The 23,120-nt window shown below is 69.5% G+C and carries 18 protein-coding genes and 1 pseudogene; 15 read left to right on the forward strand and 4 right to left on the reverse strand.

From position 1 onward, the window contains the following. Nucleotides 1-153 precede the first annotated feature (153 nt). From ACFPIJ_RS13540 to ACFPIJ_RS13560, 5 genes are all read left to right on the forward strand, one after another. The gene (locus tag ACFPIJ_RS13540; protein WP_380115107.1) at nucleotides 154-1,440 is read left to right on the forward strand and encodes a S1 RNA-binding domain-containing protein; all 1,287 of its coding nucleotides are present in this window, start codon (nucleotides 154-156) and stop codon (nucleotides 1,438-1,440) included. Nucleotides 1,441-1,860: 420 nt separating this feature from the next. Next, the gene (locus tag ACFPIJ_RS13545; protein WP_380115108.1) at nucleotides 1,861-2,361 is read left to right on the forward strand and encodes a SigE family RNA polymerase sigma factor; all 501 of its coding nucleotides are present in this window, start codon (nucleotides 1,861-1,863) and stop codon (nucleotides 2,359-2,361) included. A 4-nt stretch (nucleotides 2,362-2,365) separates the two neighbouring features. Continuing rightward, a complete protein-coding gene (locus ACFPIJ_RS13550; RefSeq protein WP_380115109.1) occupies nucleotides 2,366-3,256 on the forward strand; it encodes a hypothetical protein in 891 nt (296 codons plus the stop codon). 373 nt (nucleotides 3,257-3,629) lie between these two features. Then, on the forward strand, nucleotides 3,630-6,326 hold the full coding sequence (locus tag ACFPIJ_RS13555) for a S8 family serine peptidase (protein ID WP_380115110.1): 2,697 nt from the start codon (nucleotides 3,630-3,632) through the stop codon (nucleotides 6,324-6,326). Between the two features lie 274 nt (nucleotides 6,327-6,600). Further along, nucleotides 6,601-7,935, forward strand: coding sequence for a hypothetical protein (locus tag ACFPIJ_RS13560; RefSeq protein WP_380115111.1), 1,335 nt, complete (start codon nucleotides 6,601-6,603; stop codon nucleotides 7,933-7,935). Nucleotides 7,936-8,382: 447 nt separating this feature from the next. Here ACFPIJ_RS13560 and ACFPIJ_RS13565 read toward each other — a convergent pair whose 3' ends face one another. Beyond that, nucleotides 8,383-8,997 carry a class I SAM-dependent methyltransferase gene (locus ACFPIJ_RS13565; protein WP_380115112.1) on the reverse strand — a complete coding sequence of 205 codons (615 nt, stop codon included), beginning with the start codon at nucleotides 8,995-8,997 and terminating at the stop codon, nucleotides 8,383-8,385. 461 nt (nucleotides 8,998-9,458) lie between these two features. On the opposite strand from ACFPIJ_RS13565, the gene ACFPIJ_RS13570 reads away from it, so the two are divergent. From ACFPIJ_RS13570 to ACFPIJ_RS13610, 9 genes and pseudogenes are all read left to right on the forward strand, one after another. Continuing rightward, nucleotides 9,459-9,806, forward strand: coding sequence for a DUF2304 domain-containing protein (locus ACFPIJ_RS13570; RefSeq protein WP_380115113.1), 348 nt, complete (start codon nucleotides 9,459-9,461; stop codon nucleotides 9,804-9,806). After that, nucleotides 9,793-10,494, forward strand: coding sequence for a glycosyltransferase family 2 protein (locus tag ACFPIJ_RS13575; protein ID WP_380115114.1), 702 nt, complete (start codon nucleotides 9,793-9,795; stop codon nucleotides 10,492-10,494). The genes ACFPIJ_RS13570 and ACFPIJ_RS13575 overlap by 14 nt, the downstream gene beginning before the upstream one ends. 19 nt (nucleotides 10,495-10,513) lie before the next feature. After that, on the forward strand, nucleotides 10,514-12,523 hold the full coding sequence (locus tag ACFPIJ_RS13580) for a hypothetical protein (protein WP_380115115.1): 2,010 nt from the start codon (nucleotides 10,514-10,516) through the stop codon (nucleotides 12,521-12,523). Between the two features lie 32 nt (nucleotides 12,524-12,555). Further along, nucleotides 12,556-14,607, forward strand: coding sequence for a hypothetical protein (locus ACFPIJ_RS13585; protein ID WP_380115116.1), 2,052 nt, complete (start codon nucleotides 12,556-12,558; stop codon nucleotides 14,605-14,607). Between the two features lie 261 nt (nucleotides 14,608-14,868). After that, nucleotides 14,869-16,818, forward strand: coding sequence for a hypothetical protein (locus tag ACFPIJ_RS13590; protein WP_380115117.1), 1,950 nt, complete (start codon nucleotides 14,869-14,871; stop codon nucleotides 16,816-16,818). Nucleotides 16,819-17,216: 398 nt separating this feature from the next. Then, a pseudogene (locus ACFPIJ_RS13595) lies at nucleotides 17,217-19,010 on the forward strand (family 43 glycosylhydrolase); the annotation flags it as partial. 94 nt (nucleotides 19,011-19,104) lie between these two features. Beyond that, nucleotides 19,105-19,446 carry a glycoside hydrolase domain-containing protein gene (locus ACFPIJ_RS13600; RefSeq protein ID WP_460494991.1) on the forward strand — a complete coding sequence of 114 codons (342 nt, stop codon included), beginning with the start codon at nucleotides 19,105-19,107 and terminating at the stop codon, nucleotides 19,444-19,446. After that, nucleotides 19,422-19,682 carry a hypothetical protein gene (locus ACFPIJ_RS13605; RefSeq protein WP_380115119.1) on the forward strand — a complete coding sequence of 87 codons (261 nt, stop codon included), beginning with the start codon at nucleotides 19,422-19,424 and terminating at the stop codon, nucleotides 19,680-19,682. The genes ACFPIJ_RS13600 and ACFPIJ_RS13605 overlap by 25 nt, the downstream gene beginning before the upstream one ends. Nucleotides 19,683-19,722: 40 nt before the next feature. Continuing rightward, nucleotides 19,723-20,541, forward strand: coding sequence for an alpha/beta fold hydrolase (locus ACFPIJ_RS13610; protein WP_380115120.1), 819 nt, complete (start codon nucleotides 19,723-19,725; stop codon nucleotides 20,539-20,541). A gap of 37 nt (nucleotides 20,542-20,578) precedes the next feature. Here the strand turns inward: ACFPIJ_RS13610 and ACFPIJ_RS13615 are convergent, their stop codons facing one another. Together ACFPIJ_RS13615 and ACFPIJ_RS13620 are read right to left on the reverse strand one after the other, a co-directional pair. Next, on the reverse strand, nucleotides 20,579-20,758 hold the full coding sequence (locus tag ACFPIJ_RS13615; RefSeq protein ID WP_380115122.1) for a DUF3073 domain-containing protein: 180 nt from the start codon (nucleotides 20,756-20,758) through the stop codon (nucleotides 20,579-20,581). Nucleotides 20,759-20,949: 191 nt separating this feature from the next. Next, a complete protein-coding gene (locus ACFPIJ_RS13620) occupies nucleotides 20,950-21,681 on the reverse strand; it encodes an SDR family oxidoreductase (protein WP_380115123.1) in 732 nt (243 codons plus the stop codon). Nucleotides 21,682-21,757: 76 nt separating this feature from the next. Between ACFPIJ_RS13620 and ACFPIJ_RS13625 the strand changes: the two genes are divergently transcribed. After that, complete coding sequence (locus ACFPIJ_RS13625) at nucleotides 21,758-22,477, forward strand: TetR/AcrR family transcriptional regulator (protein ID WP_380115124.1); 720 nt, start codon at nucleotides 21,758-21,760, stop codon at nucleotides 22,475-22,477. 51 nt (nucleotides 22,478-22,528) lie between these two features. Here the strand turns inward: ACFPIJ_RS13625 and ACFPIJ_RS13630 are convergent, their stop codons facing one another. Beyond that, nucleotides 22,529-23,077, reverse strand: coding sequence for a TetR/AcrR family transcriptional regulator (locus ACFPIJ_RS13630; protein WP_380115126.1), 549 nt, complete (start codon nucleotides 23,075-23,077; stop codon nucleotides 22,529-22,531). Between the last annotated feature and the right edge of the window lie 43 nt (nucleotides 23,078-23,120).

Here is a 23,120-nt window from a genome sequence, read left to right on the forward strand (position 1 = left end):
GGTGGAATTGCCGCTGAGCCGGAACCGGTACGGGCGGACCGAACTCAGCGGAAACTCAGCGGTCTCTCCATTTCGGACGCTGGTCGAACGACGGAATCGTAAGCGGCACCGGACCACCGAAGGGCGGGGGTTCGCCGAAGGAATGAGGAAATCATGAGCGACCTGCACCTCCTGCGCGACGAACGGCCCATCGAGGGCAACCTGTTCGTCGCCACGCCATACGGCAAGCGCGAGCTCAAGGACGGCACGATGTTCGACTTCGACGCGTTCTACGCCGACGAGCTGACGCCGATCGCCGAGGCGGCGGGCTTCAAGCCGGTGCGCGCCGACAACATCTACGGCCCGCAGTCGGTGATGGGGCCGGTCTGGCGCGGCATCCAGCAGGCCGAGGCCGTCCTGTTCGACTGGACCCTGCGGTCACCGAACGTGTCGATGGAGTTCGGGTGGGCCACGATCATCGGCAAGCGGTGCCTGTACCTGACCCAGGACGCCGAGGACATCCCGACGGACGTGCGTGGCCGGCTGCGGTACATCCGCTACAGCGACCGGTACAACGACGTCCGGCACATGCGCGAGGAACTGCACAACCAGCTCGTGGCCATCCGCTCGGAGCCGGCGGTCGAGATGGCGCTGGTGCCGATGGCCGCCGGCGGCACCGACCCAGTCCCCGCCACCGTCATCACCGTGACCCGGGAGTTCGCGGTCATCGAGGCGAGCGGCGGCCGTCGCGGCGTGCTGGGCAACGCCGACGTCGACTACGGCCGGATCGTGCCGGACATGACCAAGGTGTACGCCATCGGTGACCGCGTGACCGGCGCCTTCGACGTCGACACCGGCGGCGGCATGAAATACACGATGCTCGCCGGGGTCTTGAACCCGTGGCCGCGCCTGCGGGCGGAGTTCCCGCCCGGGAACACGGTCACCGGCGTGGTCCGGCGCGTCCGCGCGGGACTGGGCGCGTTCATCGAGGTCGGGTACGGCATCGACGGGCTCATCCACACCACCGCCCTCGGCGGGCGTGAGCTGTCGGTGGGCGACGAGGTCGCCACGACCGTCGGCCGCGTCGACGTGGACCGTCGCCGCATCGGCCTCCAACTGGACCGGGTGCTGACCCGCTCGGGGGTCACGGCCGCGCCGAGCCGACCGGTCGCGGACGGCCCGCGCCCGGGCGAGCGCCTCGAAGCCGAGGTGGCGAAGGTGGTCCGCCTAGACACCGGCGGCTACGTGCTGGTGCGACTCCCCGGCCGGTCGCGCCTCGCGATGCTGCACAGCTCGGTGATGACCGACGAGCTGCGGGCCGACCTCGACCGCGACGAGGTCGAGGTGGGGGAGGTCCTCGACGTCGAGGTCCTCACCTTCGACGCCGCCCGCGACCGGGTGACGCTGCGGGACCTGCCGGAGTCGGCCGACGGCGAGCCCGGCTTGTCCGAGGCGGCCTGACGCCAAGAATGCACGGCGGGCCCGGTCAGCGGGCCCGCCGTCAGCGTATGTCTGGCCGGGTCTCAGTCGGCCTTGTCGTAGGTTCAAGGTTTGAGTCCCTGAGGCCCACCACTTGACCTGCACATTTCCGCGCCGAGCGCGTCCGATGTGGACGGTGACTGCTCGTTTTCCTCCGCGTGATGACGATCGCGGTCGATGGATAGGAGATCGATCCCGGTCCGCACGCCACCGGCCGGCACGGCGGGGCAGGGAGCAGCGAGTCGGATGCAGGGTCAGCTGTCCTTGACCGAGCTGGTCTGGTTGTTCATCGCACCCACGTTGAACGCGTCGCTCTGGTAGCCGACAAACAGCGCATAAACGCCGTGTCGCACCGGCTTGAACCTTTCCCGGGTCCCAGGAGTAGTTGGTGCGATCCAGGAGGTGCATGTGGTCCTGACCGACTCCGACTTCACGGAGTACTTCGCCGCACGGGCGGTGCCGCTGCGCCGGTTCGCGTTCGCGTTGTGCGGCGACTGGCACACCGCCGACGATCTCGTGCAAGCGACCTTCGTCAAGCTGTACCAGCACTGGCGCCGCGTCCAGCCGGAGTCGTTGGACGCGTACGCCCGCAAGATTCTGGTCAACACGTTCCTCTCGCACCGGCGCAATCGGCGGCGGGAGACCCCGGTGGCTGACCTGCCGGAGGTTGCCACGACCGGGATCGTGGAGCCGGGCGGCGGCGATCAGGCGCTCGGCCGGGCGTTGAGAAGCCTTCCCGCCCGCCAGCGAGCCGTGGTGGTGCTGCGCCACCTCGAGGACCTGTCCATCGCCGAGGTCGCCGAGTTGCTCGGCATGGCCGAGGGCACCGTCAAGAGCCAGAACGCCCGGGGTGTCGAAGCCCTCCGCCGGGCGCTGGGCACACCCGCGATGACAAAGGAGTAGGCAGATGGACGACACGCTGATCCGCAACGCGCTGCAGTCGTACGTCTCGGACGGCCCGCCCATGACGGTCCACTCCGCCGGTGTCCTCGCCGCGGGTCGCCGGGCGCGCCGCCGGCGCCGGCTGCATGTCGCGGCCGGCTCAGCGGCTGGTCTGACCGCACTCGCTGGAGTGCTGGTGCTCGCGTTGGGCCTGCTGCCCGGGCAGGCGGCGGGCCCTGCGCTGCCGGCGGGCCCGAGCTGGGCGGCGCTCGACCCGTCGCCGTTCTGCACCGCCGCGTCACCGAGCTCACCCACCACCGCGCCGAGCAGCACCGTCAACGAGAAGAACGGTCACGTCATCGTCTGGCCGACGGAGCCCACCGATCACGCCGCCGCCCGGCTGAGCTGCTACCTGCTCAGCGAGGTGCCCCGCCGGCTTCCGGGCGTGACGTTCTTCCGCGACCAACGCAGCCCGGAGGCCACTGTGCCGCTCCAGGTGTTCCACAGCACCGCGGGAGTTCCGTCGTTCACCTCGTCTGCTGTCGTCGCCGACGGCCGTGGCGTCGGGACAATCGGGTTCGGGTCGCTGCCGGCGTACGAGACACCGGCGGACGCGACGGCGGGCTGCCACGCGCCGGCCTGCACGGTCCGCACCGGCCCGCACGGCGAGTTGGTCACCGTCGTGATCGGCGGCTCACTCAAACGAGGCAAGGTGCAACTGGTCAACGTTCGCGCCTACCTGGGGCAGACCATCACCTTCGCCAGTGCCACGAACGCGGACACCGGCACCGGTCCGGCAGCGCAGGGCCAGGTATCGGTCGTGGAGAGGCTCCCGATGGGACGGCCGGATCTGCCGCTGAGCATCGACGCGCTGGTGGACATCATCACAGCGCCGGAGCTCACGCTGTTTCCGTGACTGCCGTCCCGCCCCTTCACCGCAGCCTCGGCCGAAGTTCGGGCTGCAAGGTGTCCTGATGGGCCATTGCGCTCGATGTGACTGGTCAGTATGTTCACCTGCTTGAGCACTCGCGGGGTCTTGCTGCCGGCTCGGATCGTCGAGCCCGCCGAGGTGGTCATCGATGCCCACACGGTTCGCCCTGGCCGGGCCGGCCGGCGGCTGTCTCTCTGACCGTCGGGTCGAAGTATGTAGCTCTGGCGATGAATGACCCCTGCGCGAAGTGCCTCAGCGTGTGTGGCCGACCTGGAGTGAGGAAGGACGGGGGATGGGACTTCCGAGGAGAACGCGGTGGTCAGGACGCGCCGTTGCCTTTGTGGCGACGGCGCTGTTGGTGGCCGCAGACGTCGGGGTGGCCGCCGCGGCGCCGCCGAGCGGGGAGATCCTGCCGGCCGGCACCGACGCCGTCGTCGCTGACAGCTACGTGGTGGTGCTGAAGGACGGGCAGCAGGGCGTCGACACCGCCGTCCGGACGCTTGCGGGCAGGTATGGCGGCAAGGTCGGGCACGTCTTCCGCCGGGCGGTGCACGGCTTCGAGGTCTCGATGGACGAGGCCGCGGCCAAGCGGCTCGCCGCGGACAGCGCCGTGCAGTACGTGCAGCGGAACGGGTTGTATCGGATCTCCGGGATCGAGACGAGCGCGCCCTGGGGACTGGACCGGATCGATCAGCGTAATCGGCCGTTGGACGGCTCGTACACGTATCCGAACACGGCCGGGAACGTGCACGCGTACATCCTCGACACGGGCATCCGCTTCTCGCACACGGACCTGGGCGGGCGGGCGGCGACCGGCTTCGACGCGATCACCGCGGGCGGCACGGCCGCCGACTGCAACGGTCACGGCACGCACGTCGCGGGCACGGTCGGCGGCTCGTCCTACGGTGTGGCGAAGGGTTCCCAGCTGGTCGCCGTGCGCGTCCTGGACTGCAGCGGCAGTGGCAGCACGGCCCAGGTCGTGGCGGGTATCGACTGGGTGACGGCCAACGCGGTCAAGCCGGCGGTGGCGAACATGAGCCTCGGCGGCCCCGGGGACACCATCCTGGACAGCGCGGTGGCCAACTCCATCAACTCCGGCGTCACGTACGCCGTCTCCGCCGGCAACGGCGATGCGCGGGGCAACCCGCTCAACGCCTGCACCGCCTCCCCGGCGCGGGTTCCGGCGGCGATCACGGTCGGCGCCACGGACGTCAACGACAACCGGGCGTCGTTCTCGAACTACGGCAGTTGCGTCGACATCTTCGCGCCGGGCGTCGGCATCACGTCGTCCTGGTTCACCGGTGACACCGCGAAGAACACCATCAGCGGGACGTCGATGGCGGCACCGCACGTGACGGGCGCCGCGGCGCTCGTGGCGTCGGCCAATCCGAGCTGGACGCCGCAGCAGATCAGCGACTACCTCGTGAGCAACGCCACCGACGGCGTTGTGGTCAACCCGGGCACCAGCTCGCCCAACAAACTGCTCCACGTCGTGAACAGCACGCCGTCCAACGACTTCTCGATGTCGGCCTCGCCCGCTTCGCAAACGGTGGAGCCGGGTGAGTCCACCAGCGCGACGGTGAGCTCCACGACCACGGCCGGCAGCGCGCAGGTGGTGTCGCTGTCCGTCAGCGGCCTGCCGAGCGGGGCCACCGCATCGTTCAGCCCCGCGTCGATCACCTCGGGTGGCTCGTCGACGATCTCGATCACGACGAGCGCGTCCACGCCGTCGGGCAACTACGGCATCACCGTCATCGGCACCGGCAGCACGACGACGCGCACCGCGTTGTTCACGCTCGCCGTGAACTCGCCCGAAGGTTCGTACTTCCCGCTCGCCCCCAGCCGGATCCTCGACACCCGCGAGGGCAACGGCGCCCCCACCGGGCCGCTGGGGCCGAACCAGACCCTGCACCTCCAGGTGACCGGTCGCGGCGGTGTCCCCGCCACGGGCGTCTCGACGGTCCTGCTCAACGTGACCGTCACGGGTCCGACGTCGGCGGGGTACCTCACCGTCTTCCCGGCCGGCGTCGCCCGGCCCACCGCGTCCAACCTCAACTTCACCGCCGGTTGGACGGGTGCCAACTCGGTCACGGTCCAGGTCGGCGCCGGCGGCAAGGTCGACATCTTCAACCCCGCCGGGAACGTGAGCGTCATCGCGGACGTCGTCGGCTACTACGCGACGGCGGCGCACCCCACGACCGGTGGTGACTACTGGTCGGACGTCCCGATCCGGTACTACGACTCCCGCGAGGACGGCGGACCCCTCGACCCGTTCGGCGGCGTGCTCCTGCCGCTCGACTACGGCGACGAGCTCAACCCGCACATCAGGGCGGTGGCCGTCAACCTGACCACGGTCGACGGGTCGGCCGGCGGTTACCTGACGGCATGGAACGGAACGAGCCCACGCCCGACCGCTTCCACGGTCAACTTCGGGCCCAGGGCGGTGGTGTCCAACTTCGCGGTCGTCCCGACCGCACTGTGCACCTACCAGCCCAGCTGTTACGGGCTGCCGCAGATCGCCGTCTACAACGGCTCCGGCGGCACCACGCACGTCATCGTCGACATCGTCGGCTTCTACGACGACGGCTTCACCGGACAGGGCTTGCGCTTCCACCCCATCACGCCCACCCGGATCACCGACACCCGCATCGGTCTCGGCGCCAACCGGCTCCAGCCGAACAGCAACACGGTCATTCAGGCACCGAACGCGGTGACCAACCAGCGGTCCCCTGCGATCGTCGCCAACGTGACCGGCGTGGATCCGTCGAATTCGACCTATCTTGCCCTGTATGCCTATGGTGACGGCAAACCCGACGTCAGCAACCTCAACCTGACCCCGCACGAAGTGCGGCCCAATGTGGCCTACATCGCGCTGGGCGACAATGGTAAATACGTCGTGTACAACGCGGCCTGGACCGTCGATGTGGTCATCGACGTCGCCGGCACGTTCGAATTGCAGGGCGGCACCGCCCTGCAGGCCAGCGGGTCCGCCGGCGCGCCGAGATTCGGCGGGACCGGGCCCCGGCCGGTCGGTTCGTACCGACTCCCGGCCTGACCACACCCGCTCGAACCGGTCCGCCCGGATAGGCGGACACAGCAATGACGGCGCCACCGCAGTGATCGGACTGCGGTGGCGCCGTCGCGTTGTGTCGAGGCCGTCCAAGGGACTACTCGAAGCCACCGGAATGTTCCACCGAATTCAATTGGTGAATGCGGCCGGAAACCGGACCCGGTGCGGATTTCGGGATGAACGTCCCTTGTGGAGGAACGGCAGGGTCGGTACTGTCCCGAATGTTCTTCGCATCAATGCGACAACAACGGGGAGTAACATGCGTCTTACGCGCACAGTAGGAAGCCTGTTCGGGGCCGTGGCGCTCGCCGCGGTCATGCTGCCGGCTCAGGCCGATGCGGCGCCGGTTGCCAACGTCAACGCGGCCAGCATCGACCCGTCGACGCCCGACGGCACCTTTTTCCCGCTCACCCCCACCCGCATCCTCGACACCCGTGAAGGCAACGGTGCACCCACCGGGCCGCTGGGTGGCGGGAAGACCCTGCAGCTGCAGGTCTCTGGCCGGGGTGGCGTGCCGAGCGCCAACGTCTCCACGGTGGTGCTCAACCTGACGGTGACCGGCCCCACGTCGGCGGGCTTCCTCACCGTCTACCCGACCGGGGTGGCACGGCCCACCGTGTCCAACCTGAACTTCACCCCCGGCTGGACCGGCGCCAACGCGGTCACGGTGCCGCTGGGCACCGACGGCAAGATCGACATCTACAACCCGGCCGGCAACGTGAGCGTCATCGCCGACGTCGTCGGCTACTACGCGACCGGGGCCGCCCCCACCAAGGGCGGTGACTACCAGCTGCTCGAACCGGGCCGGATGCTCGACACCCGCGAGAGCGGCAACCGTCTCCCGGTCGCGCCCGGCAAGACGGTCCACACCGCCATCACCATCGATGACGGCTCCATCGACACCAACGTGCGTGCGTTCGCCGTGAACATCACCGCGGTCAACGGCACCCTCGGTGGCTACCTCACCGCATGGAACGGGGTCGGCACCCAGCCGACCGCATCCACGCTCAACTTCGGCAAGAACGCGGCCGTGTCGAACTTCGCGGTCGTTCCCACCGCGCAGTGCGGCCTGGTCTTCGACCAGTGCGGCGACACGCCGATGATCGGCATCTACAACGGCTCCGGCGGCTCGACGCACATCATCGTGGACATCGTCGGCTTCTACGACGACAGCACGCTCGGCGGTCTGCGGTTCCAGCCGATCACGCCGACGCGGATCACCGACACCCGTGACGCCAACGCCCCGCTCGGGCCGAACAGCACCCGGACCTTCCCGGCCTCGTCGGTCGCCGGCGACAACACCTGGTCGCTCGTCTCGAACGTGACCGGCATCGACCCGTCGAACTCGACCTACCTGACCCTGTGGTCGGGCGAGGGGCCCCGGCCCGGGGTCAGCAACCTCAACCTTCTCCCGCACGAGGTGCGCGCGAACGCCGCGTACGTGGACGTTGCCGCCGGCAACACGTACTCAGTCTTCAACCCCGCGCACACGGTCCACATGGCGCTCGACGTGACCGGCACCTTCGAACTGCCGATCACGGCGGCCAGGTCGTTCGACCCGCGGACGGCCACCGGGCAGATGCTCACCAAGTAAGCAGCACACCGCCCGCCACGCCGCACCACGGCGTGGCGGGCACCCCAGGGCAAGGAATTGACGGCGCCACCGGAGACAGCTCCGGTGGCGCCGTCGCCGTTCAGGGCGGCGTCACCAGGCGGGTCGTGACGTTGAAGTGGCGTAGCCGGTCTGTGGGACAAACCAGCCGAGGAAATGAGCGCCACGAGAAGGCCCTACGGCGCCCGCAGACCGCGGGTGGCGAGATCAGGCAGCTGCCCGGCGTCGCGCACCTACGCCAGAGACGGCGTCGCGGGCGGGCAGCTGCGGCTTGTCGACAGGCCACACGATGACGTGCTCACCCGTCGAGTTGTGGGTCTCCGAGCACAGGTAGGTGAGGGTCGCGCAACTCCATGAACAGCCCACGGGGATCACCGTGCTGTGCGGGGGTGATCTTCCAGGCGCCGGCGATCGACAGCCGGCGGAATGTCACGGCTTGCGGGCGACGGTCACGAACTCGTTGTAGGTGAAGACCTTCCCGGTCGGGCGCGGGAACGGGAACGAGAACTGACGGTCCAGCGTGAGTCCGAGATCGGTGCAGATCTTGCCGACCTCGTCGAAGCCGGAGAACCTGACGTGGGTGGCGTCGCTGGCGAAGCCGCGCTCCTGCGGCGTGATGAAGACGGCCCGCCCGCCCGAGCGCAGGAACGGCAGGTAGGAGGAGACGATCTCCTTGGCCTGCTCTTCCTCGACGTGCTCGATCAGGTGCGCGCCGAGGATCGCGTCGAATCGCCCAGGGGTGGCGTATTCGGACTTGAAGAAGTCCTCGATGGTGAACGCGGTGAGGCCGGCCTCCCGGCAGGCGCTGATCGAGGTCGGGTTGTGGTCGACGCCCACACCGTTGCCGTCGAGGTGCGCGAGGTTGCGGCCGATGCCGCAGCCGACGTCAAGCGTGAAACCGAGCTCGAGCCGGCGGATGTTCCACCGGTAAGGGGCCTGCACGTTCAGGGCCCGCTTCCATCCCGCACCGCTCAGGCGCTGCAGACGGTCCGTGTAGTCGGTGCCATCGGTCGTGCCACCGGATGCCTTCACGGTCTCACTCACCGCGTCCCCCTGTCAGGCCGTTGTCACCCGTAGCGAGTGTGCTGTCTCACCTGGCGGATGAGGCCGGGTGAGGCGTACCGCTCAGGAAGAGTAATACGTGAGCAGGATTCGGTCTACATGCACAGGCCCGCTGGGGGTGGTCACCGAGCGTGGATGTCGGTCCCATCGGGGTGCTGCCGGAGTGTAGTCGACCAAGGGTCCGGTCCGATACGTGCTCTACACTCCCCACCTCGTGAGAGTCCTTGTCACCGGCGGTGCGGGATGCGCTGATGTCCAGCGCCGCCGGGGCGCACGCCACCGCGGTGGACGGGCTGGCAAATTCCGGCAATCCAGACAATCTGCCGTCAGGAGTGAGTGCCTCGCGCGGTCCGTGACCGGGATTTCCCGGCGTGAGAACGGCGTGGGATGCTGACCGCAGCGCTGCCGAATCGGGGCAACTCCGGCCTCAGAAAGGGACCGGCATGAAATTGACCATCGTCACCGGGTTGACCGCGCTCGCGGCACTCGGCTTCATGATCGAGCTGTTGCGCAGACGCCAACTCCAGGAGAAATACGCGATTCTCTGGCTCGGCGTCAGTCTCGTGGTGCTGCCGCTCGGATTTTTTCCGACGCTCGCCGACACCGTGGTGAAGTCCATCGGCATCGCATCCGGCGTCAGCCTGGTGCTCTTCTTCGGCATCGTGTTCCTGCTGCTCGTGTGCGTGCACCTGAGCTGGGAAGTCAGCCGCCTCGAGGAGGAGACCAGGACACTCGCGGAAGACATGGCACTGCTTCGGGCCGAGCGGGAGCGCAGCAATGATCAACGGTAAGCGCGTCCTCATCATCATCCCGGCCTGGAACGAGTCGGGCTCGATCGCGGATGTCGTCGCCGAGGTCCGGGGCGAACTGCCCGGCGTCTCGGTGATCGTCGTCGACGACGGGTCCACCGACGACACCTCGGTGCGGGCCGCGGCCGCCGGTGCGATCGTCGCGCGGCTGCCCTACAACCTCGGTGTCGGCGGCGCGATGCGCACCGGCTACCGCTACGCCCGGGACCACGGCTTCGACGTGGCGATCCAGGTGGACGCCGACGGCCAGCACGACCCGCGGTACATCCCGAAGCTCGTGGACGCGCTCGACGACCACGACCTGGTCATCGGCGCCCGGTTCGCCGGCGAGGGCGGGTATGCGGTCAAGGGCCCCCGCAAATGGGCGATGCGGCTGCTGTCGCAGGTGATCTCCCGGCTGGCCCGCACCCGGCTCACCGACACCACGTCGGGCCACCGCGCGTGCAACCGCCGGCTCATCGAGCTGTTCGCCAACTGGTACCCGGCCGAGTATCTCGGCGACACCATCGAGGTGCTGGTGCGGACGGCCCGGATGAAATTCAAGATCACTCAGATTCCGGTGGCGATGCGGCCCCGCATGGCGGGCACCCCGAGCAACTCGCCCGTCAAGGCGTCGATCTATCTCGCCCGTGCCGGCATGGTCCTGCTGCTTGCGTTGATCCGCGCCTGACTCTCAAGGAGCCTCCCCCTTGACTGCCGTCACCTCAGGTGGCAACACCGTCACGGCCGGACCGGGAACACCTGTCCGGCGTTCGCGGGCCCCGCTCGGCTGGTCGGCCGCGTTCGCCCTGGCCTGGCTGCTGCCGCTGGCAACCCATCTGCTCCACGCCGACGCCCTGCTGCTCGTCGTGGTCGTGGCGGGTCTCGCCGGCCTGCAGCGCGGCACGGCCGGCTGGTTCGACAGGGTGGTGGTCAGCCTGGCCCAGCTGTTCCCGGCGCTGTGCGTGGCCGGGCTGCTGTTCTCGGTCTGGCCCTGGCACCTGCATCCGGTGGCGGTGGGTGGGTTCGCCCTGAGTGTCCTGGTGCTGCTGTCGCTGCTCACCGGCCGCCGGCCGGCGCGGCCCGGTCGCTGGCGGGCGCGGGACTGGGTGCTGGCCGTCGGCTTCGGCGGTGTGACGGCGCTGGCCCTGGAGCCGTTCGTGCTGCGCGACCTGGGTGGCCGGCTGGGCCTGCTGATCCCCGGCGAGGACATGTCCCGGCACTTCCTGCTGTTCGACATGATCGGTCAGGTCGGTGGCTACGCCTTCCTCAACCCGGAGGAGTCGCTGCGCTACGCGCCGGCCGACCTGGCCGAGGGAATCCGGAACTACCCGCAGGGCACCCACTTCAGCTTCGCCGTGCTGGATCACTTCATCCGCTCGTCACCGACCGCGGCGGCCGACGGCACTGTCTCGATGAACGTGATGGTCTGGCTCTGCGTGGCCGCCTTCGTGTTCCTCATCCTGGCGGTCCTGTGGAGCGCGCGACGGGTCGCCGGGGCGGGCGCGAGCCCGGTCCGGCTGCTCGCCACGATCGGGCTGATCGCCGCCTGGCTGTTCTTCGGTGACCCGGTGTCGGTGCTGATCAGTGGGTACCCGAACGAACTGGTGGGTCTGGCCCTCGCGGCGCTGCTGACCGGCCTGGTCGCCCGGCCGCTGGCCAGCTACGGCGAGCAGCTCGCCACGGTGGCGCTCCTCCTGGTCGGGGTCTCGTTCAGCTACCACCTCTTCCTGCCGTACTCCATGGTCATGGCCGGCATCTGGGCCTGGCGGGAACGGCTCTGGCGCCGTCCGGTGGCGTGGCTGGTCGTGGTGCTCATCGCGGCCCCGGTGCTGTTGACCCCGTTGCTCAACGCGAAGGCGGCCAGCGGCTACCAGCTCACCCTGCCCGGCACCGCCCGGACCACCGACCGGGCGGCGACGCTGGTGCTCATCGCGCTGGTGCTGTTCTGCCTGACCCGGCGGGGCGGCCTGCGCGCACCCGGAAATCGGAACGCGGTGCTGGGCGTCGCGGCCGCTGGTGCGATGGCGGCGGCTGTCGCGACGTACCAGCTGATCACCATCGGCCGCACCATCTACTACTTCGAGAAGACCCTGCACCTGGTCATCATCGTGGCGCTGGTCGGTCTCGGCGGGCTGGCCCGGGTGCTGCCGCGCCGCGCGGTGCCCGCCTTCGCCGTGGTGCTGCCGCTGGTCGTCGCGATGGTCGTGGCCGGCGGTCGCTGGCACAACCAGCGCCCCAGCGTCGGGCTGCGGGTGGCGGCGGCGCTCGAGCGGGGCTCACCCGACGGCGCGCGTGACGCGATCCTGATGACCCGGATGTTCCCGGACGGCGGCGGCATGATGAATGTCGACCTCATGAGTTCGCCGTACCGCAACTGGTATGCGTCGACCTACGCGTCCGTGATGCAACGCAACTACCGGTACGCGCAGGTCTGGTACCTGTGGCAGGACCCGCTGTCGCGGCCGAAGACCCTGGAGACCCTGGAGACCCTGGTGCTGGACAGCCCGGTGCCGGTCCGGTTCTTCGTCTTCGACCCCCAGGCCAGTTTCCTCGTGCTGGATCCGGATCACCCGTCGCGGGCCTCGGCGAAGCCCGGCGTCAGCCGGTCCGCATACGGTGACCCCGCCGCCAAATCGAATATCGCGGCTGCGGAGTATCTGGCGGCCAAGTATCCGGCGAAGGTACAGATCGTGCACGCCGTGCCACCGAACCGGTGAAATGACCGCACGAATCGATTCGGTGGCGCTGCGTGGCCGTCATAGTACGTAATACCGGGCTTGAGCTGAAGAAAAGCCACCAACTGCATTGTGGTAGCGTTGGCCGCTCTGAGCCGTGCTCGCTTGGCCGGTGGCGAGCCGCAAATCCGCGACCCGTCGAGGGGATGATGGTTAGTCAGCACGCGGACGCCGCTGCGGCGGAGCCTTCGCAGCAGGACCCAGCCCAAGTGATCGCGACCCCGTCGGACGGGGCACCATCAACGACAAGACCGACCGCGGAGGACCCGGATTCCGGGCAACCGACCGGCGCGTCGCCCGCGGTCGGGTCGGACACCGCCGGCCGGCAGCTCAGCGGAAAATGGATCGTCATTGCCGTCATCGTGGGCTACCTCCTGCAGGTCGGATGGCGGGTGTGGCTGTCGCGCCACCTCAACGTGCCCGCCGCCCACGCCGACGAGGACGGCTACCTGGTGGCCGGCCGCGTGCTGGCCGGTGGTGCCGGTGGTGAGACCACCGACAACGAGACGTTCCGGCGCATGGGCTATCCGATGCTCATCTCCCCGGTGTACTGGTTCACGCAGGACACCTTCACGGTGTACCGGAGCGTGCTCGTCATCAACGCGGTGCTCAACGCACTGGTCTTCCCCCTGCTGTATTTCTACGCGCGACGGATCCTCGTGCTGCCCGTGCGCAAGGCGCTCGGTGCGGCCTTCGTCGCCGCGGCGATGCCGGCAGTGGTGTTCTACTCGCAGTTCGCGCTGACCGACTCCGTGCTCGCCACCATGGTCTTCGCCTGGCTCGTGCTCGCCCACATCTGGCTGGCCGGCACCACGGCCCGTGTGCGGGTGCTCGGGGCGCTGGGTTCCGGCGCGATGGCCGGTCTGCTGTTCGTCACCCACATCCGCGGCACCATGGTGGTGCTGGTGCACGTCCTGCTGGTCATCACCGTGCTGATCCTGCGGCGCAGCGGCTGGGCGACGACCGTCGCCGCGATCGCCGGCGCCGGCCTGGTGATGACCCTCGACCCGATCCTGAAGGCCGTCAGCGGCGACGCGATCGACAGCGCCGGCAACAGCCCGACGAACACCACCATCAACGCCATCACCACGCTGTCCGGCCTGGGCCGGATGTTGGGCACCGCCGACGGGCAGATCTGGTATCTGTGTGTCAGCACGTTGGGCCTCGGCGCGGTCGGCCTCATCGCCGCGGTGCTGCCGCTGACGCGCCTGCGGGCGTTGCGGGCCGAACTGTCCGACACGGCCTCCGCGGCCCGCCGGATCATCATCACCGCGACGCTGTTCACCACGCTGCTCATCGCGCTGTCCAGCTCGGCCGCGCTGCCGCCCGGCGACAACCGGATCAACTACTACGCCTATGCGCGCTACATCCACCTGCTGTTCCCGCTCTGGCTGCTGATCGGTCTCACCGCGCTGCTGGCGGTGAAGAACCGTCGCCAGGCCGTGGTGCTCGGCGGCTCCGCCGCCGGGCTCATCCTGTTCACCGGTGCGGTCGTGTCGATCCGGACCCGCCTGCACGGCTGGGGCAGGTTCCTCAACTTCGACTCGCCCGAGCTGTCCTTCATGGGCTGGCGGTGGGATCACATCTCCGTCACCCGGCCCACCATCCTCGCGTTGATCGCCCTCGCCGGGATCGTGGCGCTCCTGCAGCTGCGGCCCCGCTGGGGTCTGACCGCGGCGCTGACGGCCGTCGGGCTGGTGGTCGCGGCCAACATGGTGGTCGCGACCGAGAAGATCAGCCTGCCGATGGAGGTCAACCAGTACCGTCCCGGCACGCCGCTGATCGTCCGTGAGGGCTACGTCCACGAAGGCGACCGCGTCGCGTTCGCGAAACAGCAGGCCGTCTGGTTCGTTCAGTACAACCACATGCGCGAGATCTACTGGACGCCGCTGCTCATCTGGGACCAAACGGTCGATCCGACGCCACCGAGCGATGCGAACGTGGTCATTGCGCCATATGACCCGCCCGAGCAGGCCAAGTTGGAGACCTGGGACGGGCAGCGATATGGATTCCGGCTCGTGGTGGTGGACCGGAACCAACAATGGGCCGTCTGGCGCAAGGGTTAACGTTTCTTGAACGGATCGGTCTTCCGTTGCAGTTCGGCGAGTCGTAAGCTCTGCCGGGCTTGGAGATCAGGCACCTCACGCAACCCCATGGGTGACGGTGTCTGATCCAGACGGTCGGTCGAACGAATCAGGAGCAATCCCTATGAGCACGTTGATTGCGGTGTGTGGGGGAGCGCTCCGGTGACCGTGCCGGTGTCCGAGGAGGGCAGGCGAGCGTCTACCGAACCAGCGGACCACGATGGCCGGTCGCGCTCGCATCGGGTGCCGGCTCAGGCTGAGCCCGGCCGGGCGTCGGCCGGCCGGGGCTGGCTCCCGCGGACGCGGATCGCACTGGTCGGCGTGGTCGTCGCCTGGGTTGTTCCGCTCGCGACCCACCTGGTCGGGTTCGACGTGCTGCTGCCGGTGCTCGTCTGGATCGGGACGGCGTCGCTGCTTCGGACCGGCCGGACCCTGATCGACCGGTTGGTGATCGCCTTCGCCGTGCTCAGCGGCGGGGTCAGCCTCGGCGCGCTGCTGTTCTCGGTCTGGCCGTGGGGTCTCGAGCCGGTGCCGGTGGCCGGGACGGCGTTCACCACGTTGGTCCTGGTCGCGGCCGTGACCGGGCGCCGGCCCACGTTGCCGACCCGGATCGACCCGTCCGATGTGGTCCTGGTCGGCGCCTCGGCCGTGGCGGCGGTCCTGATCCTGCGGCCGCTCGCGCCGAGCCCGACCGCCGCGTTGAAGGTGCTCGCGCTCGGGGAGGACGGCGCCCGGCACTTCGGCATCTTCGACAACATCTACCGCGTCGGCGGACTGCTGCCGTTCCACCAGCCGGAGATGGCGGTGCCGCTGCAGGCGGGCTTCGCCACGTATCCGCAGGGCGCGCACGTGACGTTCGCGCTCATCAACAACTTCGTCCACTCCGGCTCGAGCTACGGCACGCCGCTCACCCGCCTGCACAACTTCGCGTTGCTGTACGGCTTGAGCCTCGCGCTGAGCATCGCCTGTGTCATGTGGAGCGCCCGGTGGGTGGGCGGGCAGCGGTTGCGTGGGTGGGCGTTCCTGCCCGTGGCCGCGATCGTCACCGGCTTCCTGTTCTTCGGCGACGGCATTCCCATCTTCACCCACGGTTTTGTCAGCGAGGTCGCTGTCTTCGGACCGTTCGCCCTGCTCATCGCGGTGCTGTCCCGTCCGTTGAGTGATCCGCGCGAGCAGATCGTGACGGCCGCGGCCCTGCTGTGCACCGTGTCCATGACCTATTACCTGTTCCTGCTCAGTGCGTCGGTGGCCGTGGTGATCTGGGCCGTCGGCTATCGCCGCCAGCTGCTGAGGCACTGGCGCTGGACGCTCGGCGCCATCCTCGTCGGCGGACCGGTTGCGCTGTTCGCGCCGCTGATCAACCTGCGCCAGGCAAGTTCGGTCAAGCAGCTGACCCGCGACGGCGGCGTCGAGGCGATGAATGTGATCCTGCTGTCGGGGCTGCTGGCCGTGGTGCTGCTCGGGCTGGTGGTCCGCCGGACCGCCCGGCGCAGCCCGGCGTGGCGGATGATGCTGGCCTGGGTGATCAGCAGCGTGGCATACGCCGCGGTGCTCTACGCGGCCACCAACGGCAGCGCCACCCGGTACTACTACGAGAAGTCGCTGCACGAACTGCTGGTGGTGCTGCTGGTCGGCGCCGGCGCGACGGTGCTGCTGGTGCCCGCGGCGCTCCGGGCGCCGCACCGGCGGCGCGGGCGCTGGCTGGCCGGGCTCATCCCGTCCGCGGCCGTCGCGGCCGTCCTGCTCGTCGGCGCGATCTTCTTCGCCGGGCCGGCCAACCCCGGGTTCCGGCACCCGCCCAATGACCGGAGCTGGGGTGAGGCGTACGCCCGCGACCTCAACAACTTCATCCAGCCGGCGAACGCCATCGTCAGGACATTCCAGAAACTGCCGACCAACGACGGCTACGTGACGGTGCTGTACGTCAACGGCCGGCACGACGCGATCACGACCTACAACGGGACGCTGTGGTTGTCGGTGCTCTACAACAACCACGGCCGGGCGTGGCCGGACACCATCTGGGTCCTGCCGACACCGACCAAGACCGACGCGGAGCTGGAGCAGTTCATCCGGGACAGCCCCGACCCGGTGCGGTTCGTCACCAACGCGCCGTCGGTGTCGCGGGTGGTCGCGCACATCCGGCAGACCGACCCGGGCATCCGGGTCGAGGTCGTGCCGATCACGTACCCGTAGCGAGCCGGCGGCGTGCGCGGAGCGCCCGCGGCGGTAGCGGCTGCGCCGTCCCAGGCTGGGTGTTCTGCGAAGGGTTGACAGAAAACGTTTGAATTTGTGCGAGCGCGAGCGGACCTCTGTGCCATTTCGGGCATCGATGGGGCTTGAAGCTTGACGCCTCTCATGCGTTCTGTTCAATATTTACGGAACATGTGCGATCCGGCGCCGCCCCTGCTGCCGGCGCACGATCCGTCATCGCGCCCGCCAGCGCGTCACCATCGGAGCCGCCACCGATGTCCACTGCAGCCAGACGCATTGCCGCCGTAGCCGCCGCCGCACTCCTCTCCGGTGTGCTCGCGCCCGGCGTCGCAGCAGCCGCGATCCCGGACTACACCACCGCCGAGGCCGGCAACCCGATCGTCGACGGGTGGTACGCCGATCCCGACGTGGCCGTGTACAACAACACGTTCTGGGTCTACCCGACGACGTCGAAGGGGTACTCGGAGCAGACCTACCTGGACGCGTTCTCCTCGACGGACCTGGTCAACTGGACCAGGCACCCCAACGTGCTGACCAAGGCCAACGTGTCCTGGGCGAGCTACGCGATGTGGGCGCCGGCGCCGATCCAGCGCAACGGCAGGTACTACCTGTACTTCGCCGCCAACGACATCCAGAACAACTCCGCGCTCGGCGGGATCGGGGTCGCCGTCGCCGACAATCCGGCGGGACCCTACCGGGACGCGATCGGCCGGCCGCTGATCGGACAGTTCTACAACGGTGCGCAGCCGATCGACCAGGACGTCTTCATCGACGACGACGGGCAGGCGTACATCTACTACGGCGGCTGGAGCCACGCGAACGTGGCCAAGCTCAACCCGGACATGATCAGCCTGGGGACGTTCAGCGACGGCAGCACGTTCAAGGAGATCACGCCGTCGGGCTACGTCGAAGGCTCGCAGATGTTCAAGCGCAACGGCAAGTACTACCTGATGTGGTCCGAGGGGGGCTGGACCGGCCCGGACTACTCGGTGTCCTACGCGATGTCGAACTCGCCGACCGGGCCGTTCACCAAGCTCGACAAGGTCCTCGCGCAGGACCCGGCGGTCGCCAAGGGCTCCGGGCACAACTCGGTGATCAACGTGCCGGGCACGGACACCTGGTACATCCTCTACCACCGGCGGCCCCTCGCGGAGTCGGACGGGAACCACCGGCAGCTCGCCTACGACCGGATGACGTTCAACGCCGACGGCACGATCCCGCGGATCACGATGCGGGTGAAGGACAACTTCGCCGACAACAACGCGCTGGGCTGGAAGACGTACGGCGGCGCCTGGAGCACCTCGGGCGGCAGGTACGTGGCCGGCAACTCGCTGGGCGGCAAGGCGCAGCTGGACACCAACTTCGGTGACTTCTCCTACGACGCCGACGTCACGGTCACGAGCGGCGGCGGCGACGCGGGCCTCACGTTCCGCGTCAGCAACGCCGCCAGCGGCACCGACAGCTACAACGGCTACTACGCGGGCATCAGCCCGGCCGGCCGGGTCGTCCTGGGCCGCGCCGCGAACAACTGGACGCAACTGGGCACCGCGAACCTGACCGTCACCGCCGGCACCAGCTACCACCTGCGGGTCACCGCGATCGGGTCGTCGATCAAGGTGTACGTGGACGACCTGACCAACCCGAAGATCAGCGTCACGGACGGCACCTTCGCCGCCGGGGGTGACGGGCTGCGGGTCTTCAACGCGGCCGCCACCTTCGACAACGTGGTGGTCGGGGCGCCGGTCGGCGCCGGGGTCAACGTGGCCCAGGGCCGGCCCGCGACCGGCAGCGCCGCCTGCGCGGCGTCGGAGGGGCCGGAGAAGGCCGTCAACGGCAGCGTGAGCGGCGGCAACTCCGACAAGTTCTGCTCGTCGGTCGCCGGCGCATGGCTGCAGGTCGACCTCGGCAGCACCAAGAGCATCAGCCGGTTCGAACTGGCGCACGCCCAGGCGGGCGGTGAGGCCGCGAGCATGAACACGAAGGCGTTCACGATCTCGGTGTCCAACGACGGCACGACCTGGACCCAGGCCGTGAACGTCACCGCCAACACCGCGGCGACCACCACCCACCCCGTCAGCGGGGTCTCCGGCCGGTACGTGCGGCTCAACGTCGGCACGCCGACGCAGACGACCGAGGTCGCCACCCGGATCTACGAACTGCGGGTGTTCTCATGAAGCGCAAGATCTGGGCGGTCGCCCTGCTCACCGGCAGCCTCGCGGTGGCCGTCCCGGCCCCGGCCCGGGCCGCCGCGACCGACTTCAGCTCCGGATTCGAGTCCGCGGTGACTCGGCGTCGTGGACCCTCGAGGACGCCACCAGCGACTTCGGCATCGCCCAGATGGCGCAGGCGCTCGGCTACACCGACGACGCGGCGTACTTCCGCAACCGGGCCCTCGACTACGTGAACCTGTTCTCCCAGTCGGTGGGCTTCTTCCGCGGCAAACAGAGCAACGGCACGTGGCGCACCAGCGACGCCGACTTCAAACCCAACTCGTGGGGCTGCGAGTTCGTCGAGGGCGCACCCTGGCACTACTCCACCCCGGCGCCGCAGGACCCACGACCATCACCTGCCAGCTGTCCGCCGGCGTGGCAATCAAGCAGTACACCCTGACCTCCGCCAACGACCTGCCCGGCCGCGACCCTCGCAGCTGGACGGTGCAGGACTCCAACGACGGGGTCACCTGGACGACGGTGGACGCCCGCAGCAACGTCGACTTTGCCGACCGTCGGCAGACGCGGGCGTTCGCCGTCTCGAACGGCACCGCCTACAGCCGGTACCGGCTGCAGATCACCGCCAACCACGGCGCCGCCGAGACCCAGCTCGCTGAGCTGCAGCTGCTCGCATAACGGTTGACTTCCCCCATGCCGGGCGAGCACGATCCCCGGCATGGGGGAAGAGATCTTCATCGACGTGCCCGGTGGCTACCTGTACAGCCGCACCCAGGGTCAGGGACCCGACGTGGTCCTGCTCAACGCCGGCGCCTCGGACCTGCGGATGTGGGAGTCGACCGTCGCCTGGCTCGGGCAGGTTGCCCGGGTCACCACGTTCGACTACCGCGACATGGGCCTGTCGTCCCGGGCGGCCGAGCCCTACAGCGAGCTCGACGACATCGAGGCCGTGCTGGACGCCGCCGGGGTGGACGCCGCGCTGCTGGTCGGGGTGTCCGACGGGGCGCGGCGCGCGCTCGCGTTCGCGCACCGGCACCCGCAGCGGGTCCGCCGGGTCGTCGCGGTGTGCGGCGCGTTCGGCGAGGTCCCCGATCCGAGCCCGGCGGAGTCCGCCGCGCGGCAGGTGATGCTGGACCACTTCGCCCGGCTGGAGCAGGTCAAGGCCGACGAAGGGGTGCACGCGGCGGCCGCCCTCGACATCGGCGGGTGGGGCTCGGCGCTCGGCCCGGACCACCGGCGCCTGATGGTCGGCCTGCAGGTCGCCAACTCCTACTGGATGCTGCTGGAGGAGTCGCTCGGCTATGAGCTCGACCCGCCGGTGAAGACCCGCTTCCGGGAGCTCACCACGCCAGTCGACGTCGTCGTGGGCGGCCACGACTTCGAGGGCACCCGGCTGTGGGCGCAGCGGCTCGCGGAGCAGGCACCGGATGCCACCCTCAGCGTCATCGCCGAGGGTGATCACTTCCCGATGCTGTCCGCGCCCGAGGAGTTCTCCCGGATCGTGCTGGCGGCGTTGCGGCAGACCACAGCGAGCTGACCGCCTCCGGTCAGCTCGCTGGTGTTCAGGCTGTGTCCTAGCGAGGCGTGCGGTCGTCGCGGTCCGGGGTGTAGTCCGTCGGGTCCGCGTCGTCGTGCTCGGGAAGGTGCACGCCGGCGAGCTCGTGCTGGAGGGCGGTGAGGTCGGTCGGCGGGGTGAAGTACTTCAGCTCCCGGGCGATCCGCGTCTGCTTGGCCTTGGCCCGTCCACGTCCCATGTCGGCTCCCCGTTTCCCGTGCGCCGAGGGGCGGTGGCAGTGCCGCGCCCGGCGTCGTGACAACTTGAATTCATCCTCGTGCCCGACACGGTACATCCCCTCCGCGGGTGCCGTCTGCCGGCGCTGAGACAAGAGTCCGACGACACTGTCTTTCCGGTCACATCCGGGTTCAGGTTCCGGTCATATCCGCTTCAGGCGACGCCGCCGTTGACATAGATCGTCTGGCCGTTCACCCAGCGCGCGGGCCCGGCGAGGGACGCGACGACCTCGGCGATGTCCTCCGGGGTGCCGAGTCGCTCCATCGGGTTCATCTTCGCCGCCCGCTCGATCGTGGCGTCGTCCTTGCCGTCGAGGTAGAGCTCGGTGGCGGTCGGCCCGGGGGCCACGGCGTTGACGGTGACGTCGCGGCCGCGCAGCTCCTTGGCGAGGATCGGGCTGATCGCCTCGACGGCGGCCTTGCTCGCGGCGTACGCGGCGTAGGTCGGCAACGACAGGCGGGTGATCGAGGTGGAGAAGTTGACGATCGCGCCGCCGCGCCGGATCCGCCGGACGGCCTCGCGGTCGACGACGAACGTGCCACGGATGTTGGTGCGGTGCATGCGGTCCAGCTCGTCCAGGTCGAGCTCCGCCAGGGGTGAAAGGTGCATGACGCCGGCCGCGTTGACGACCACGTCGACCCCGCCGAAGCGCTGCTCCGCGGCGTCGAAGAGCCCGGCGACGGCGCTCTCGTCCGCGACGTCGGCGCGCACGGCCACGGCCTGCCCGCCCCGGCCGGCGATCTCGGCCACCACGGCGTCGGCGGGGGCGGACGAGTGGCCGTACGCGATGACCACCGCCTGCCCGTCCGCCGCCAGCCGCAGCGCAACGGCCCGGCCGATCCCACGCGATCCCCCGGTGACCACGGCAACCCTGCTCATGAGCATCTCCTACGGTGTTAACGGTGCTAACAAATTCACGCTATCACTACATCGATAACGTGCAAGTGTTAGCGTTGTTACCGTGACCACTACCCGCGAGAAGATCGTCGAAGCCGCCGCGGCCCTGCTGGACGAGGGTGGCCGCGAGGCGATCTCCACCCGGGCGGTCAGCGCCGCCGCGGGGGTCCAGGCCCCGACCATCTACCGGATCTTCGGCGACAAGCAGGGCCTGCTGGACGCGGTCGCGAGCCACGGCTTCGTGTCGTACCTCGAGGGCAAGACGGCCCTGGAGCACACCGCCGACCCGGTCGAGGACCTGCGGCGCGGGTGGGACCTGCACGTCGCGTTCGGCCTGACCCACCCCGCCGTCTACACCCTCATCTACGGCGAGCCCCGCCCCGGCGTCGAGTCCCCCGCGGCCCGCGCCGCCGCCGACGTGCTGGCCGGGCAGGTGCGGCGGATCGCGACGGCCGGCCGGCTACGGGTCGGCGAGGAGCGCGCCGCACAACTGATCCACGCCGCGGGCTGCGGCATGACGCTCACGCTCATCTCGCTGCCGCCGTCGCGGCGGGACCCGGCGCTGTCGGTCCTGGCCCGCGAGTCGGTCATCGCCGCCGTGACCGTGCCGCACCGGGCCGGCGGTGCCGCCGGCGACGGCGGTGGCGCCGTTGACGGCGTCGGCGGTGGTGATGGCCTGGCGGGCGCCGCGGGGCTGCTGCGGGCGTCGCTGCCGGAGGGCGCGGCCCTGAGCGCCGCGGAGCGTGGCCTGCTCGACGAGTGGCTGGTGCGGATCGCCGGCTGAGCGGCCCTGCCGCCTGCGGGCTGAGCGACCCTGCCGCCCGCGGGAGGGAAACTAGCCGAGCGTCGCGCAGACGGCGTCCAGGACGGCGGTCTTGAGCTCCGCCGCCGGCACGTCGGTGAACATCACCGTGCAGTCGCCCAGGCCGCCGACCGCGACCGTCGCCCGCGTCTGCTGGGCGAGGGTGGGCGCCGGGCCGAACAGCAGGGCGGTGACCCGCCGGCCCCAGCCGCCGACCACGGCCGCCAGGTTCAGGTCGGCCAGCACGCTGGGGTCCTGCATGACCATCTTGGTGATGTCGCGGTGGTGGTACGTGACGTCGAAATACGCCCCGAGCAGTGCCCGGCGGTCCGTGATGTCGCCCGGCCAGCGGCCCGACTCGAAGTCGTCGAGCAGCGCCGACACGTCGTCGACCAGGGGCTGGAAGAGGCTGAGGACGAGCTCCTCGCGCGAGGCGAAGTGGTAGTACAGCGCCGGCTTGCTGATCCCGACGCGCTCCGCGATCTCCCGCAGGCTGACCTGGGCCACGCCCTTCTCGCCGATCAGCTCCAGCGCGACGGCGCGGATGCGGTCGGCGGTCTCTGTGGTCCTCACCCTTGGCACGCGTCACATTCTACTTTACTTACCGGGAGGTAAGTGGTTCCCT

The organism is Dactylosporangium cerinum, from assembly GCF_042653625.1.
GTDB classification, from domain to species: Bacteria; Actinomycetota; Actinomycetes; order Mycobacteriales; family Micromonosporaceae; genus Dactylosporangium; species Dactylosporangium cerinum.